Source organism: Mesorhizobium sp. Cs1321R2N1 (assembly GCF_037179725.1).
In the GTDB taxonomy this organism is placed as follows: domain Bacteria; phylum Pseudomonadota; class Alphaproteobacteria; order Rhizobiales; family Rhizobiaceae; genus Mesorhizobium; species Mesorhizobium salmacidum.
Map to the genome: position 1 here is coordinate 26480 of NZ_JAPYKP010000017.1, position 13017 is coordinate 39496.

Here is a 13017-nt window from a genome sequence, read left to right on the forward strand (position 1 = left end):
CGCCATTATACCTGACGGACATGCCGACGCCATTGACGCCTTTCAGCTCGAGGCCGGCGCCGACCCGATAGAGGGGCGAATCGATCGCTTCCGTCAAGTGCAATGCCGGATAGCCGGGCAGATTCTCCGCAGCCGCAAAGCGGCCACTGCGCCATCTGGAACACGCCCGGATCGGTGGGGGCCGGAACCCGGATCCTGCGCCAGTTCGAGGAAGGTCGGATCGTCGGCGTAGAGAACGAGATCGGTGCCGTTGTCCACCTTGAACTGGACGTTGAAGTCCACTGCCGGATGCAAGGTCTTCGCCTCGATGCCGGAATCGGCCATCGCCGAACCCTTGGCCACCACATATTCGGTGAAAAGCTTGTCGATCGACAGGAAGTTCAGCGGAGCTTCGCCGTCGAGGTTGTTGAGGTCCACGTCGTATTCCCGCCATGGCATCGCAGGACAAACACCCTATATATCTGGTGCGATGAGGTTTTTTTGCAGGAATGAGCGGATGTACATGCGTCGTACACCTATGAGTTTCGTACTGGCGGTACTGGCCGGGGCGGCTTTCGTCGGCTTTGCATCGCCTGCTTCCGCGCAGGTGCTCGATCCTGCGGCCAGGAACAATGTGCTCATCCAGCAGAATGACCTGCAGGCCTTGCAGAGCCGGGTTCAGCGGCAGCAATTTCAGCAACAGCAACAGCAATATCGTGCCCAGGATCGCGTTATCGTCCAGCAGCCGCCGCCTGTCGTTCCGCAGGTCAGGCCGAGCTGCCAGACGCAGATAATCGGAAACACCGCCGTCAGCACCTGCCGCTGATCGACGGGCATCTTCTTTTATTTAGCCGACTTACATGGTAGGGCACTTTAGGTGCCCCTGCGGCAGTTTGGATTTTGCAAAGGCGTCGCATCACGCTAAGGGGCATTGCAGCGACTGGATTATCAAGATGGCAGCCACCAAGAAAAAGGCCGTGCGCCAGGCCAAGAAAGGCGAAAGGATCCGCCAGGTGGCGGCCATTCCCTTTCGGCTGAACCCGCGCGGCGGAATCGAGGTGATGCTGGTCACATCGAGAACGACGAGGCGCTTCATCGTGCCCAAGGGGTGGCCGATGAAAGGCAAGAGCGGGCGCAAGGCAGCCACCATCGAGGCGCTGGAGGAAGCCGGCGTGCTTGGCAAAACACTGAAGCAGCCGGCGGGCACCTATTCCTACTGGAAACGCTTGGCCAACCGCTTTGTCCGCGTCGACGTCATCGTGTTCCTGCTGGAAGTGACGGAAGAGCTTGCCGACTGGCAGGAGGCCAAACGGCGGCAGCGGGCCTGGCTGGCGCCGGCCGAGGCCGCGATGCTCATCGACGAGCCCGATCTCTCGACGCTGGTGAACACCTTGGCGCTGCCCAAGCCCGCGCCGATCGCCGGCGGGCCGCTATAGGCCCACAGCCATTCGCGCGGAAAAGTGTGGGTGGGTTTCCCGTCCGGATTGCGTCGCAACAAAGAGTTTGAAGCGCTCGAAAGCGCTTAGTTCAACTTGACCAGAACCACCCGACGGTTCTTGGCGCGGCCGGTCTCCTCGTCATTGCTGGCGACGGGCGCCATCATGCCGGCTCCGGCCGCCGTAAGCCGCGACCCATCGATCCCGTATTTCGCCACGAGCGCCGCCTTGACCGCCTGCGCCCGCCGGGACGACAGGTCGAGATTGTAATCGAAGGCGCCCTGATTGTCGGTATGGCCGACGACGATCACGGTCATCCCGGGCTCATTGGTCAAAAGCGTCGAAATCTCCTTCAGCGTCGGCTCGGACTCCGGCTTGATGCCAGCCTTGTCGGTGTCGAAGAAGATGCCGTAGAGGGAGATGCTGCCGGTGGCGGAGAGCGAGTCCGCCATCTTGGCAGCTTCGACGATCGCCATTTTCTTGTCGCGCGCCTTGGGTTCCAGCACCTGCACTACGGCGACGGTGCGACCGTTGAGTTCCTTGCAGTAGAGATCGTCGGTCAACGAATAGGTCTGCACGGTGACATAGGCGTCGCCGCCATCCTGCGGCACCTTGGCCGAGAAATAGCGCTGGTCGCTGATGCCGGTAGCCAAAACGCAAGCGCCATTGGAGAATGCCGCGTCCTTGAGATCGCTTTCATGGAAGGAATACATCGTCAGGCTCATGTCGCCGCCGCCGCCGCTCGACGAGCGGTCGGCAGCGCCGCCACATTCCTCCTTCTTGCACTCGAACAGGACTTCGCCGCCTGCTGCCTTGATCACATCCTGATAATTGCGCAGCACCTCGAGCGGCGAGCGCTCGGCCGGCAGCACATAGGCGATACGGGTCAGGGCACCCTCCACCTCGGCCTTCTTGTCCGGCGCGAAAACGCGATTGTTCATGGCGTCGCGCGCGTTGGGATCTGCACTTGGCTTCAGGGGCGACAGCGGTACGCTGAAGTCGGTAAAGGCAAGCTTTGCGTAGGACACGATGAAAGAGCCTTCGTAGCGCTTCGCCAGTTGATTGTCGGCGGCGCCCGCGATATCGGCGGTCGGCACCGTCGCGTCGGCTGCCGCGAGCCGCACTGTCAGCGCGAGAACAAGCCCCGCCCAGAAAACCCTCATGATTGTCGACTTTAATGCATGCATCGATCGATCCCCTCGCTTGAGGCTCGATGCTAGCAGAGCGGGTATGTCCAGCCGATGACGCCGCTCAGGGCAGCCGCTCCAGCAGGATCATCGGGGCGTCGTGATAGAGGATCTGCGTCAGTTCGGTATACCCGCACTTCCTGGCGACGTTTAAGGAGGCCGTATTGTCGGGATCGATGATGCAGACGGTTCTGGCAAGTCCGAACGTCTCGTTGCCCCAGCCATGCACGCGGCTGACGATCTCCGTGGCAAGGCCGGCGCCGTGCGCGGCCGGAGCGAGCGCCCACCCCGCCTCGGGGATACCTTCGATCGACGGCTCCATGTCGCGCTTCAGATCGTGGAACCCGGCCTCGCCGACGAAGCGGCCAGTCGCTTTCTCCTCGATCGCCCAGAAGCCGTAGCCGATCAGCGACCACAGGCCGGCGTGGCGCAGGAAGCGCATCCAGCTTTCCTCACGCGTGCGCGGCTTGCCGCCGATGAAACGGGTGACGACGGGATCGGCCCACATCGTGGCATAGGCGTCGAAATCGCCGAGCCGGTGTGCCCGCAGGATGGTTCGCGGCGTCTCGATGACCGGGGCGATGGTCGCTTGCGTCGTGTTCATTGGATTTGCCTCGCGTTACGGCCTGCGGTTAGCAAATCGCCGGCGCGGTGCAAGAGCCAGGAAACCAGGAACCATCATCCAAGCCGCAACGTCCGGCAGCCTTCACGACATCCGGGCGCTATGGGATTTTCGCGCGGCGGTGTTATTTTCGACGCCGGCTGATTCAGCACGTCCCAATTTTTTGAGGCGCCAGCCACTGCCGCCGATCCAAGGAAATCCGCATGGACACCACCGACCTCGTGCTCGCCATCATCCACCATCTGCTGGTGTTCTCGCTAGCGGGGATCATCGGCGCCGAATTCGTGCTGATCCGTGGCGACCTGCCGGCCGCGACGCTCAAGCGACTCGCCGGCATCGACCGTCACTACGGCATCATCGCCGCGCTCATCATCATCGTCGGCATCGGCCGTGTCGCCTGGGGGCTCAAAGGTTGGGAGTTCTACGTCTACAACTGGGTGTTCTGGGCCAAGATGGCGGCATTCGGCACTGTCGGCCTGCTGTCGATCATCCCGACCGTGCGTTTCCTGTCCTGGAGCCGGCAGGCGAGCGCCAATCCTGCCTTCGCCGTGCCTGTCAGCGAACTGGCCTCAGTGAAGACCTATATCCGCGCCGAGGCGTTCGTCTTCCTGCTGATCCCGGTTTTCGCCGCGGCGATGGCGCGTGGCTACGGCTACTGATCGTCGGCGGCAATCGTTTCAAGCGGAGTGATCGGCACCAGCGGTGCCGGAATGCTGGTCGTCTTCACCTCTGCCTTGCAGATATCTGCGATAACGCAGGCCGGACAATCCGGCCTGCGCGCCTTGCAGACATAGCGGCCATGCAAGATCAGCCAGTGATGCGCATGGCGCATATATTCGTCCGGGATGATCTTCAGAAGTCCCTGCTCGACCTGTTCCGGGGTCTTGCCAGGCGCCAGGCCAAGCCGGTTGCCGATGCGCAAGATGTGGGTGTCGACCGCCATCGTATGCTGGCCGAAGGCCATGTTGAGCACGACATTGGCGGTCTTGCGCCCGACACCGGGCAGCTTGACCAGTTCATCGCGGTCATTGGGCACCTCGCCGCCATGGTCGCGGATCAACGCCTCCGATAGTGCGATGACGTTCTTGGCCTTGTTGCGCCAGAGCCCGATGGTCCTGACATAGTCGCCGACCTTGGCTTCACCCAGCGCCAGCATCTTTTGCGGCGTATCGGCGGCCTTGAACAAAGCCCGCGTCGCCTTGTTGACGCCGGCATCGGTGGCTTGCGCCGACAGCACCACCGCCACCAGCAGCGTGAAGGGGTTGACATGTTCAAGCTCGCCCTTCGGCTCTGGCCGCTGCACCGAAAAGCGTCGGAATATCTCGTGCACTTCGGCCGGGCTGTAGCGCGAAGTCCGCCGCGCGGGGCGTGGACGCGGCTTGGCATTGGAGCCGTCGCGCCGTCCGGACGGCGGCTCTTTTTCGGGCATGGAAGATTCTTTGGACTTGGGGCTGGCCATTTCCCTCCTATAATATCCTGTCATGAGCGACACAAACGCCTCGTTTCAGGCTGATGAGCCCTTCTTTCACGCATTGCTGACCCCACACCGGTCGCTGGGCCGGACGGGCTTCCTGATCCTGATGGGCGCACTGATGTTCGGCTGGCTGGTCACGGGTGCGTTTTTCCTGTCGCGCGGCGCCTGGCCGGTGTTCGGCTTCTTCGGCCTCGACGTGATTGCCGTCTATATCGCCTTCCGCGTCAATTATCGGGCCGCACGCGCCCGCGAGGAAGTGTCGGTCTCGCGCACCAGCCTCGATATCCGCAAGACGGCCCCCTCGGGAAAATCGGAAGCGCATCGCTTCAACCCTTTCTGGGCGCGTTTTTCGGTCGCCCGTCACGCCGAGATCGGCATCACCAGAATGATCGTGGAAGCACAGGGCCAGAACGTGCCGATCGGCGGCTTCCTCGACCCCGATTCCCGCGAGAGCTTCGCCACCGCCTTCGCGCGCGCGCTGGCGACCGCCAAGGCACGCTAAGCAATTCCAGGAAAAGAAGCGGTTTTCCGTCCGGGCTCGACCCGGAGTCTATCTGGGCAAGCGCTGCAAGAAGGCAAGTTTCGGGTGGCGATCGGCGCCCCAAGAGGCGATATTCCGGCCCAAGGAGACAGGTCCATGAGCACACACACGGCAGTCCTCAAGAAGGACATCACGCCCGAGGGCAGCGACTACGAGATCGTGCGCCGCGCCATCGAGAAGATCAGCCTCGACTATCGCGACCAGCCATCGCTGGAAGAACTGGCCGAGGAAGTCGGCGAGACGCCGACCGGCTTGCAGAAACTCTTCACCCGCTGGGCCGGCCTGTCACCCAAGGCTTTCCTGCAGGCGGTGACGCTGGACCATGCGCGCAAGCTGCTCGATTCCGGCATGCCGCTGCTCGAAACCTCATTTGAACTGGGCATGTCCGGTCCCGGCCGGCTGCACGACCTGTTCGTCACCCATGAAGCGATGTCGCCGGGCGACTACAAGACGCGCGGCGCTGGCCTCACCATCCGCTACGGCTATCACCCCTCCCCGTTCGGCACTGCCTTGATCATGGCCACGGATCGCGGGCTTGCCGGCCTCGCCTTCTGCGACGTCGGCGAGGAGCGCGCCGCCTTCGCCGACATGTCCGGCCGCTGGCCCAACGCCCTCTATGTCGAGGATAGGGAAGCGACAGGCCCCTATGCCGCGCGCATCTTCGAGCCGACGTTGTGGCGCGCCGATCAGCCGCTGCACGTCGTCATGATCGGCACCGACTTTCAGGTCCGCGTCTGGGAGGCCTTGCTGCGGATCCCGATGGGCAAGGCCCGCACCTATTCTTCGATCGCGGCCAGCATCGGCGCGCCGAGCGCCAGCCGCGCGGTCGGCGCCGCCAACGGCGCCAACCCGCTCTCTTTCGTGGTGCCTTGCCACCGCGCCATCGGCAAATCAGGCGATCTCACCGGCTATCACTGGGGCCTGACCCGCAAACGCGCCATCCTCGGCTGGGAAGCGGGGCAGATTTCGTCCTGAAATGTCGATTTTTAATTCCGGTTCCAAGGAATATATGAATATTCGCATTGCGAAGTATTAGTGGGAATTATTTCGAGAATTTCTGGACGCAACCGGCGACAACCATCGGTTTCTTCACAGCCGTTGTTTTGGCGGTTTATTTAAGTTTACGCTAAATTAACCATGCTAAAGCGATGATGACCCATATTAATTCGGACATTCCGACTTAATAGGAGGGTTTCGATGACGTTGTTTCGCGCCGCTTTCGGCGCAACTCTGCTGGTCGCGTGCCTGGACCAGGCTGCGATGGCCACACAGCAGAATGTCATTTTCAACGGCACGGTCACCGCGACCTGCACGCTTGTCGTCGCCACCAACGGCACAATGACGGTAAGCCCCGACCTTCAGTCGCTGAGCTCGCACAACAGCGGCGGTTCGGCTGGAACAGTCACGATCACCACCACCGGGGGTGTTTCGCTGAGCGTCGATCCAGTGACCCTCACCACCGTGCCGGCCGCCGACAGCACGGCCATCACCTGGACACCGACCTATTCGGCCAGCGGCGCCCACACGATCGCGGAAACTGGTTCCTCCACCGCCCTGACTGTCCCCGGCGCCGACCTTGTATCGGTCCATCTCGCCGGCACCAAGGGCGGCAGCAATCGCTTCGCGAACGGCAACTATCAGGCAACGGTAACGCTGCGTTGCGAATGACGTCCCCGCGAAGGAGGGGTTCTTGAAACATGCTCTGAACCTGGCGACGGCGCTGGCCGTCGGATTGATGCCCATTGCCGCGGGCGCCCAGTCGATGTCGCCGATGCGGGGCGAGGTCACCAGTTTCACCGACGCCTTCGCGGTCCGTGTGCTGCTGGACTGTTATTCGGTTTCAGCGTCGGCGCCTGCGGCATTCTCGTCCGCGCCGAGCGGCGGCGGCACCAACGTGACCTTCGTCTCGGTCTTCCGCCTCGATGGCTCGGGCGTCGACAACAATGGGGACGTGCCGCAAAGGGTCGTCAATGGCACCCACGCTATGCAGGTCGACCTCACCGCCACCAAATCGAGCGGCATCTTCCCGGCCGGCAGCTATCAGGGCATCGTCACAGTGCTGTGTGAGTGAGGCGGCAAATCGCGCTGGACCATTCGCGTGGTCTGGCATCGACCGGCCTGGCAGGATAGCTTCCCCTGCATTCAGCAGGAGGCATTTCTTGATTATCGTAGTCGGCTCGATCAACCTCGACCTTATCGCCAATGTCGACCGCTTGCCGAGCCCCGGTGAGACGGTGAGCGGTTCCGGTTTCACGACGGCGCCCGGCGGCAAGGGCGCCAACCAGGCGCTCGCCGCCGCACGTGCCGGTGCTCAGGTGCGCATGGTCGGCGCCGTCGGCAAGGACAATTTCGCACCCGAGGCACTGGCGTTGCTGCGCGAGGCCAAGGTCGACCTGTCGGGCGTGGGAGAGACCTTTGCCTCAACCGGCACGGCGCTGATCATGGTCGGCGACGACGGCGAGAACATCATCGCCGTGGTTGCCGGCGCCAATGCTTCCGTGGTGCCCGGCGACCTCTCCAAAGCCTTTCTGAAAGAGGGCGACGTCGTGCTGCTGCAGCATGAGATTCCGCTCGCGACGATCGATGCGGCACTCGACCAGGCAAGGGCGGCCGGCGCGGTCACCGTGCTCAACACGGCTCCGTTCCACGCCAAGGCGGCCGGCTTCCTCGGCAAGGCTGACTACGTCGTCGCCAACGAAACCGAGTTCGACCTGTATGGCGAGGCCCTGGCGCTCAGCGGCCGCGATCGGAAGGCGCGCATGCGCGATTTTGCCGGGAAAACCGGACGCGCCATCGTCGTCACGCTTGGCGGCGAAGGCGTGATGGCTGCGACGCCGAGCGATTTCCTGACCGTTCCCGCGTTGAAGATCACGCCGGTCGACACGGTCGGCGCCGGCGACACATTCTGCGGCTATTTCGCGGCCGGCTTGGCGTCGGGCCTCACGCTCGAACAGGCATTGGCGCGTGCCGGCGCCGCCGGCTCGCTGGCTTGCCTCAAGCCCGGCGCCCAGCCGGCAATCCCGCTGGCCAAGGATGTCGACCAGGCCTTGCAGGAAGCCCGTTGAGATGATGCGCCCCCGCACCAGACATGCCGTACCCGCAGCCAGCGACATCTGCCGCCTGTCGGCTGTCGAACTCGCCGACGCGATCCGCCGAAAGAAACTCTCCGTGCGCGAGGTGGTGACGGCGTTCCTCGATCGCATCGATGCGGTCAACCCGTTGGTCAACGCCATTGTCTCGTTGCGCGACCGCGCCGACATCCTGCGCGAGGCCGACGCGGCCGATATCAGGCGGACGGATGGAAGCGGTTCCCTCTTTGGCCTTCCCATTGCCATCAAGGACCTTGCCTCGACAACGGGCCTCAGAACCTCGTTCGGCTCGCCGATCTTCGCCGATTTCGTGCCGCAGGAAGACGACTTTTTCGTCGAACGCATCCGCGACGCCGGCGCCATCATCATCGGCAAGACCAATGTTCCCGAATTCGGGCTCGGCTCCAACACCTACAACAACGTGTTCGGTCCGACGCTGAACGCTTTCGATCCAGCGCTCACCGCCGGCGGATCGAGCGGCGGTGCGGCGGTGGCGCTGGCACTCAATATGGTGCCCGTCGCCGACGGCAGCGATTTCGGCGGTTCGCTACGCAACCCGGCAGCCTGGAACAATGTCTACGGCTTTCGGCCGTCGCAAGGGCTCGTGCCCGCTGGTCCCGACTTCGAGGTTTTTCAGGCGCAGATGGGCGTCGAGGGGCCGATGGGCCGCAACGTCGCCGACATGGCGCTGTTGCTCGACGTGCAGGCCGGTTATCACCCGCAGGCGCCCCTATCCTATGAGAAGCAAGGCTCCTTCCTTGAAGGGCTCGCGACGGCGGCAACCGGCGGCCGCATCGCCTGGCTGGGCGATCTCGGCGGCCATCTTCCGATCGAGCCCGGCATCCTCGACCTTTGCGAGGCAGCACTCGCACGGTTCACGGATGTATCCTTCCTGGCCGAGCCCTTGCGACCGGATTTCGATTTCGAAGCACTCTGGCAGGCCTTCGTGACGCTGCGCCAGGCCAGCAGCGGCTGCGCCCTGAAAGTGCATTATGACGATCCCGCCAGGCGCGGCCTACTGAAACCGGAAGCCGTCTGGGAAGTGGAGAACGCCATGCGGCTGACGGCGCCGCAAATCCGCGCGGCTTCGGTCGTGCGCACCTCCTGGCACCGGATGCTGTTGTCGATCTTCGACCGTTTCGACCTCATCGCGCTGCCAACCGCGCAGGTCTTTCCCTTCGACGTCGGCACCCATTGGCCCCGCGAGGTCGCCGGGCGCGCGATGGACAGCTACCATCGCTGGATGCAGGTGTCAGCCTTCGCCACCTTGGGCGGTTGCCCGGCGGTCAATGTGCCGGTCGGCTTCGACGACAGGGGCCGGCCCATGGGCATGCAGCTGATCGGCCGGCCAAGCGGCGACCTCGCCGGGCTGAAGGCCGCGGCCGCCTATGAGACGACGTTGCCCTGGCCGGCCGGCGCCTGAGCCAGGCGCGCCGCGCACCGGCTTGCGTCGTTATCGCCGCCATGCATTGATTGTCGCCTGAAAGGCCGCGTAGCGGCATTGCGAGGAAAAATCATGTCGCTGGAACTCTACGCCGCCTATGTTCTTGCCTGCATCGTCATCATCCTGGTGCCCGGGCCGACGGTGACCTTGATCATCGCCAACAGCATCCGCCACGGAACTCGTGCCGGTCTCGCCAATGTCGCCGGCACACAGGCGGGTCTTGCCGTCATGATCGCCATCGTCGGCATCGGCCTCAACACGTTGATCTCGGGCATGGGCCACTGGTTCGAGTGGGTGCGTCTGATCGGCGCCGCCTACCTGATCTGGATGGGCGTGCAGATGTTCCGCTCGAAGGGCACGCTGAACGCCGACGGAACCGCCCGGAAACCACGCGGCGGCTTCTTCCTGCAGGGCCTGCTGGTGGCGCTGAGCAATCCCAAGACGCTGATTTTCTTCGGCGCCTTCTTCCCGCAGTTCATCGCGCCGCAGGGCAATTATTCGCTGCAGATCGTCGTCATGGGCCTAACCGCCATGATCTTCGCCGCCATGTCGGATTCGACCTATGCGCTCGCCGCCGGCCGCGCCCGCCGTATGCTCTCGGCCAGCCGCGTCAAGCTCCTGTCCAGGATCAGCGGCAGCTTCATGGTCGGCGGCGGCCTGTGGCTGGCGTTTTCGCGGTCGAAGTAACCACGAAAGCGCCTTCTTCATATATTTTCGCAGAGACATATTGAAGAATTGTACGCCGCTGCACAATTCTTCACTATGCGCAAATCAAACGTTTCCTTTCGGGATCGCTTGCTTATTTGGCAATACGAGTACAGCGACGCAGTGGTCGGCATCGCTTTCTTTTGCGCCTTTGCGCTGATGAAATCCGTCGCGATTGTAGAGCTTCAGGCCAATCCGGTCGTCGCCACCCAACGCGTGATGGCCGTGGTCGAAGACATTAGAGTGAAGCCTATCAGCCCGTATGCTATGGTAGGTCACAATTTATACTATACCTACGATGTACGCCTTGATGACGACAACACGCGGATATCGATCGACGACGACGTCGAGCGACCGCATCTTCTTGGCTCTCTCGTTCCTATTGAACGGCAGCACCACAAGCACGGCGTCGACACCTATCGATTGCTCAATGGGTGACAGCGCGCGCTGGTGACAACGCGCGCTGTCCAAAAAACGTCAGTTAAGCCGCCCCAGCCTCTCCACCAGCAGCGCAAAAAACCCGTCATGGTCGATGTCGCGCATCACCATGGCGTTCTTCTCCTGCTTGGTTACGCTCCACCAGTCGATCACGGTCATCCCCATGGTCAGTTCCGAGGCGGTTTCCACGCTGACGTTGCAATGGCGGCCCTTGAACAGGTCCGGCTTCAACAGGTAGGCGATGACGCAGGGGTCGTGCAGCGGCCCGCCATCGGTGCCGTACTTCTCCTCGTCGTAACGCTCGAAGAATTCGAGCATGTCTGCCGTGGCGATGCCGACCTTGCTGCCAAGCTTGCGGAAAGCGTCGATGCGCTTGGACGTGGTCAGCGCCTTGTGGGTGACGTCGAGCGGCATCATCACGATCGGGATGCCGGACTTGAACACCAGATCGGCGGCCTGTGGATCGACATAGATGTTGAATTCGGCGGTCGGCGTGACATTGCCGCCTTCGAAGAAGCCGCCGCCCATCAGCACGATTTCCTTGATGCGCGGTGCAATGCGCGGTTCGCGGATTAGTGCCAGCGCTATGTTGGTGAGCGGCCCGAGCGGGCAAAGGGTGATGGTGCCGCTCTCTTCCTTCATCAGCGTCTCGACGATGAAATCGACGGCATACTGCTCCTGCAGCATCATCGTCGGTTCGGGCAGTTGCGGCCCGTTGAGACCGGTCTTGCCATGCACTTCCTCGGCGGTGACCAGTTCGCGCGCCAACGGACGGATGGCGCCGGCATAGACCTTGATATCTGGCCGGCCGGCCAGTTCGCAGATCTTGCGGGCGTTCTTTTCGGTCAGTTTCAACGGCACGTTGCCGGCAACGGCAGTAATGCCGATGATGTCCAGTTCGCTACTGCCGAGCGCCAGCAGAATGGCGACGGCATCGTCCTGGCCGGGATCGGTGTCGATGATGATCTTGCGTGGTTGGGGCATTTCAATTCCTTGTTTGGCTAGCCATCAGCTCACCGGACCGATCGTGCGCCCGAAAAACGCCAACCGGCTGCAAGCTGCCGAACCGCTCGACGGGGAACGGTCCCGGCCTGCGCGCTTCTCCTTGCATCCGCGCGTCGTTTCAAGCGCCATGTCGATTATTCCTGTGAGTCCACGGCTTGGTCTTTTTGGGCGGGTCTTTTGGTGGCTTGAACTTGGTCGTGGGGCGGACCATATCAAGGCCATCGGGAAAAATGCCATTTGGGTTTTTCCAGTTTATGTCGCTCTTGAGAGGACAGTGTAACATGAGCCGAATGACGCCTTTCTCCAGCCCGCTTCTCCTGGGTTTCGACGCCATGGAAAAGACCCTGGAGCGTCTGGCGAAGTCCGGTGACAGCTACCCTCCCTACAACATCGAGCGTCTCAGCGGTGCCGACGGCAAGGCCGAAAGGCTACGCATTACGCTCGCTGTCGCCGGTTTCGCCGAAAGCGATCTCGATGTGACAACGGAGGAAAACCAGTTGGTCGTGCGCGGTCGTCAGACCGACGATACCGAGCGCGAATTCCTTCATCGCGGCATTGCCGCACGCCAGTTCCAGCGCTGCTTCGTGCTGGCCGACGGCATGCGCGTGATCGCGGCGGAGCTGAAGAACGGCCTTTTGTCGATCGACCTCGATCGGCCGGAGTCTGAACGGCTGGTACGGAAAATAAATATATCGGTGAAAGACTGATCTTCACTGATGGCTCTCATGCGGGATGGCCTTGAGCGGCGTCCTCGCGCCAAGGAGGCTTGAAATGACCAGAACTGACGAAACCATCACCATGACCAGCGGCGAGTTCGCCCATCTTGGAGAAGGCTCGGTCGCCTATCTGCGCAAGGTCTCGAGCGATGAACTTCTCGGCCGCTTCCCCAACATCGGCGAAATCGCGCCCGGTATGGAGCTGTGGGCCCTGTTTGGCGCCAACGGCCAGCCGATCCTGCTTTCCGATGCGCGTGACCGTGCCTTGGCTGGCGCCATGGAAAACGACCTGACCACCGTCGCCATTCATTAAAGTCGGCCAGTGGTAACTGAAAAGGGCCGCTCACAGCGGCCCTTGGGGTGATATCTTACAAAAGATGG

19 protein-coding genes are annotated in these 13017 nt (G+C 62.5%); 14 read left to right on the top strand and 5 right to left on the bottom strand.

The annotated features are described in order from the left end of the window. Positions 1 to 93: 93 nt before the first annotated feature. Complete coding sequence (locus tag O7A61_RS07130; RefSeq protein WP_337129142.1) at positions 94 to 417, bottom strand: hypothetical protein; 324 nt, start codon at positions 415 to 417, stop codon at positions 94 to 96. Positions 418 to 496: 79 nt separating this feature from the next. Here O7A61_RS07130 and O7A61_RS07135 point away from each other — a divergent pair, with 79 nt between their 5' ends. Together O7A61_RS07135 and O7A61_RS07140 are read left to right on the top strand one after the other, a co-directional pair. Continuing rightward, the gene (locus tag O7A61_RS07135) at positions 497 to 805 is read left to right on the top strand and encodes a hypothetical protein (protein WP_442921054.1); all 309 of its coding nucleotides are present in this window, start codon (positions 497 to 499) and stop codon (positions 803 to 805) included. Between the two features lie 127 nt (positions 806 to 932). Then, positions 933 to 1415: an NUDIX hydrolase gene (locus tag O7A61_RS07140; RefSeq protein WP_337129143.1), complete on the top strand. Its 483-nt coding sequence runs from the start codon at positions 933 to 935 to the stop codon at positions 1413 to 1415. 86 nt (positions 1416 to 1501) lie between these two features. Here O7A61_RS07140 and O7A61_RS07145 read toward each other — a convergent pair whose 3' ends face one another. Together O7A61_RS07145 and O7A61_RS07150 are read right to left on the bottom strand one after the other, a co-directional pair. After that, a complete protein-coding gene (locus O7A61_RS07145) occupies positions 1502 to 2578 on the bottom strand; it encodes an OmpA family protein (protein ID WP_337129144.1) in 1077 nt (358 codons plus the stop codon). Positions 2579 to 2666: 88 nt separating this feature from the next. Then, positions 2667 to 3206 carry a GNAT family N-acetyltransferase gene (locus tag O7A61_RS07150; RefSeq protein WP_337129145.1) on the bottom strand — a complete coding sequence of 180 codons (540 nt, stop codon included), beginning with the start codon at positions 3204 to 3206 and terminating at the stop codon, positions 2667 to 2669. A 221-nt stretch (positions 3207 to 3427) separates the two neighbouring features. Between O7A61_RS07150 and O7A61_RS07155 the strand changes: the two genes are divergently transcribed. Beyond that, positions 3428 to 3883, top strand: coding sequence for a DUF2214 family protein (locus O7A61_RS07155; protein ID WP_337129146.1), 456 nt, complete (start codon positions 3428 to 3430; stop codon positions 3881 to 3883). Here O7A61_RS07155 and nth read toward each other — a convergent pair. Beyond that, a complete protein-coding gene (gene nth, locus O7A61_RS07160; RefSeq protein WP_337129147.1) occupies positions 3877 to 4683 on the bottom strand; it encodes an endonuclease III in 807 nt (268 codons plus the stop codon). The two genes, O7A61_RS07155 and nth, sit on opposite strands and share 7 nt — an antisense overlap. A 22-nt stretch (positions 4684 to 4705) precedes the next feature. Here nth and O7A61_RS07165 point away from each other — a divergent pair, with 22 nt between their 5' ends. The 8 genes from O7A61_RS07165 to O7A61_RS07200 all read left to right on the top strand — a co-directional run bounded on the left by O7A61_RS07165 (position 4706) and on the right by O7A61_RS07200 (position 10915). Continuing rightward, positions 4706 to 5200 carry a DUF2244 domain-containing protein gene (locus O7A61_RS07165; protein WP_027143023.1) on the top strand — a complete coding sequence of 165 codons (495 nt, stop codon included), beginning with the start codon at positions 4706 to 4708 and terminating at the stop codon, positions 5198 to 5200. A gap of 135 nt (positions 5201 to 5335) precedes the next feature. Further along, positions 5336 to 6214 (top strand): methylated-DNA--[protein]-cysteine S-methyltransferase, encoded by an 879-nt coding sequence (locus tag O7A61_RS07170; RefSeq protein WP_027143024.1) that lies wholly within the window; start codon positions 5336 to 5338, stop codon positions 6212 to 6214. A gap of 222 nt (positions 6215 to 6436) precedes the next feature. Continuing rightward, a complete protein-coding gene (locus O7A61_RS07175; RefSeq protein WP_337129148.1) occupies positions 6437 to 6907 on the top strand; it encodes a hypothetical protein in 471 nt (156 codons plus the stop codon). Between the two features lie 22 nt (positions 6908 to 6929). Then, a complete protein-coding gene (locus O7A61_RS07180) occupies positions 6930 to 7310 on the top strand; it encodes a hypothetical protein (RefSeq protein ID WP_337129149.1) in 381 nt (126 codons plus the stop codon). Positions 7311 to 7398: 88 nt separating this feature from the next. Beyond that, positions 7399 to 8304 (top strand): ribokinase, encoded by a 906-nt coding sequence (locus O7A61_RS07185; protein ID WP_337129150.1) that lies wholly within the window; start codon positions 7399 to 7401, stop codon positions 8302 to 8304. 1 nt (position 8305) lies between these two features. Further along, a complete protein-coding gene (locus O7A61_RS07190; protein WP_337129151.1) occupies positions 8306 to 9751 on the top strand; it encodes an amidase in 1446 nt (481 codons plus the stop codon). A 93-nt stretch (positions 9752 to 9844) separates the two neighbouring features. Beyond that, entirely contained in the window at positions 9845 to 10459 is a 615-nt protein-coding gene (locus tag O7A61_RS07195; protein ID WP_337129152.1) for a LysE family translocator, read from the top strand. 48 nt (positions 10460 to 10507) lie between these two features. Then, a complete protein-coding gene (locus O7A61_RS07200; RefSeq protein WP_337129153.1) occupies positions 10508 to 10915 on the top strand; it encodes a hypothetical protein in 408 nt (135 codons plus the stop codon). Between the two features lie 39 nt (positions 10916 to 10954). Here O7A61_RS07200 and O7A61_RS07205 read toward each other — a convergent pair whose 3' ends face one another. Beyond that, a complete protein-coding gene (locus O7A61_RS07205) occupies positions 10955 to 11899 on the bottom strand; it encodes a nucleoside hydrolase (protein WP_337129154.1) in 945 nt (314 codons plus the stop codon). On the opposite strand from O7A61_RS07205, the gene O7A61_RS07210 reads away from it, so the two are divergent. The 3 genes from O7A61_RS07210 (at position 11874) to O7A61_RS07220 (ending at position 12949) form a co-directional block, all read left to right on the top strand. Beyond that, on the top strand, positions 11874 to 12200 hold the full coding sequence (locus O7A61_RS07210; RefSeq protein WP_156938169.1) for a hypothetical protein: 327 nt from the start codon (positions 11874 to 11876) through the stop codon (positions 12198 to 12200). The genes O7A61_RS07205 and O7A61_RS07210 overlap by 26 nt on opposite strands. A gap of 1 nt (position 12201) precedes the next feature. Then, positions 12202 to 12627 carry an Hsp20 family protein gene (locus tag O7A61_RS07215; protein WP_013893014.1) on the top strand — a complete coding sequence of 142 codons (426 nt, stop codon included), beginning with the start codon at positions 12202 to 12204 and terminating at the stop codon, positions 12625 to 12627. Positions 12628 to 12691: 64 nt separating this feature from the next. Then, on the top strand, positions 12692 to 12949 hold the full coding sequence (locus tag O7A61_RS07220) for a DUF1150 family protein (protein ID WP_015315721.1): 258 nt from the start codon (positions 12692 to 12694) through the stop codon (positions 12947 to 12949). Positions 12950 to 13017: the final 68 nt, after the last annotated feature.

Bases quoted from the DNA above. Each gene is read 5' to 3' on its own strand.
- O7A61_RS07135 (WP_442921054.1), top strand. From the start codon at position 497: ATGTACATGCGTCGTACACCTATGAGTTTCGTACTGGCGGTACTGGCC.
- O7A61_RS07140 (WP_337129143.1), top strand. From the start codon at position 933: ATGGCAGCCACCAAGAAAAAGGCCGTGCGCCAGGCCAAGAAAGGCGAA.
- O7A61_RS07145 (WP_337129144.1), bottom strand. From the start codon at position 2,578: ATGAGGGTTTTCTGGGCGGGGCTTGTTCTCGCGCTGACAGTGCGGCTC.
- O7A61_RS07150 (WP_337129145.1), bottom strand. From the start codon at position 3,206: ATGAACACGACGCAAGCGACCATCGCCCCGGTCATCGAGACGCCGCGA.
- O7A61_RS07155 (WP_337129146.1), top strand. From the start codon at position 3,428: ATGGACACCACCGACCTCGTGCTCGCCATCATCCACCATCTGCTGGTG.
- nth (WP_337129147.1), bottom strand. From the start codon at position 4,683: ATGGCCAGCCCCAAGTCCAAAGAATCTTCCATGCCCGAAAAAGAGCCG.
- O7A61_RS07165 (WP_027143023.1), top strand. From the start codon at position 4,706: ATGAGCGACACAAACGCCTCGTTTCAGGCTGATGAGCCCTTCTTTCAC.
- O7A61_RS07170 (WP_027143024.1), top strand. From the start codon at position 5,336: ATGAGCACACACACGGCAGTCCTCAAGAAGGACATCACGCCCGAGGGC.
- O7A61_RS07175 (WP_337129148.1), top strand. From the start codon at position 6,437: ATGACGTTGTTTCGCGCCGCTTTCGGCGCAACTCTGCTGGTCGCGTGC.
- O7A61_RS07190 (WP_337129151.1), top strand. From the start codon at position 8,306: ATGATGCGCCCCCGCACCAGACATGCCGTACCCGCAGCCAGCGACATC.
- O7A61_RS07195 (WP_337129152.1), top strand. From the start codon at position 9,845: ATGTCGCTGGAACTCTACGCCGCCTATGTTCTTGCCTGCATCGTCATC.
- O7A61_RS07210 (WP_156938169.1), top strand. From the start codon at position 11,874: ATGATGATCTTGCGTGGTTGGGGCATTTCAATTCCTTGTTTGGCTAGC.
- O7A61_RS07205 (WP_337129154.1), bottom strand. From the start codon at position 11,899: ATGCCCCAACCACGCAAGATCATCATCGACACCGATCCCGGCCAGGAC.
- O7A61_RS07215 (WP_013893014.1), top strand. From the start codon at position 12,202: ATGAGCCGAATGACGCCTTTCTCCAGCCCGCTTCTCCTGGGTTTCGAC.
- O7A61_RS07220 (WP_015315721.1), top strand. From the start codon at position 12,692: ATGACCAGAACTGACGAAACCATCACCATGACCAGCGGCGAGTTCGCC.